Source organism: Colwellia echini (genome assembly GCF_002843355.2).
GTDB classification, from domain to species: Bacteria; Pseudomonadota; Gammaproteobacteria; order Enterobacterales; family Alteromonadaceae; genus Colwellia; species Colwellia echini.
This window is the reverse complement of the sequence record NZ_PJAI02000103.1, coordinates 1-492: the sequence shown is the minus strand read 5'-3', so window position 1 is coordinate 492 and position 492 is coordinate 1. Positions and strand designations below refer to the sequence as shown.

3 tRNA genes are annotated in these 492 nt (G+C 40.2%); all 3 read left to right on the top strand.

Annotated elements, in window-relative coordinates:
* Nucleotides 1–2: 2 nt before the first annotated feature.
* Nucleotides 3–78: transfer RNA gene (locus CWS31_RS17435), tRNA-Asn, on the top strand.
* Between the two features lie 216 nt (nucleotides 79–294).
* Nucleotides 295–370, top strand: a tRNA-Asn gene (locus CWS31_RS17430).
* Between the two features lie 39 nt (nucleotides 371–409).
* Nucleotides 410–485: transfer RNA gene (locus tag CWS31_RS17425), tRNA-Asn, on the top strand.
* Nucleotides 486–492 lie beyond the last annotated feature (7 nt).

The window sequence follows — 492 nt, the reverse complement described above, 5'->3', positions numbered from 1 at the left end:
ATTCCCCAATAGCTCAGTTGGTAGAGCGATGGACTGTTAATCCATGTGTCACTGGTTCGAGCCCAGTTTGGGGAGCCACATTAAATAGCGATAGATGCTAGAGTAGTAGAGCGATGAACTGTACTGTCTATAATAAATAGCATGTGTCACTGATTGGTTTTCCGAACCCAGTTTGGGGAGCCACATTACAGCGTGATTGATAATTAAATATAATATGGTAACGCATATCATCATTTAATAACCAAGTATCAATTATGCGTTTATTAACACCAATTAATAAACAAAACGAATAATTCCCCAATAGCTCAGTTGGTAGAGCGATGGACTGTTAATCCATGTGTCACTGGTTCGAGCCCAGTTTGGGGAGCCACATTAAACTTCATAATAAACAGAAGTTAAAAAAGTTTATTCCCCAATAGCTCAGTTGGTAGAGCGATGGACTGTTAATCCATGTGTCACTGGTTCGAGCCCAGTTTGGGGAGCCACATTAAA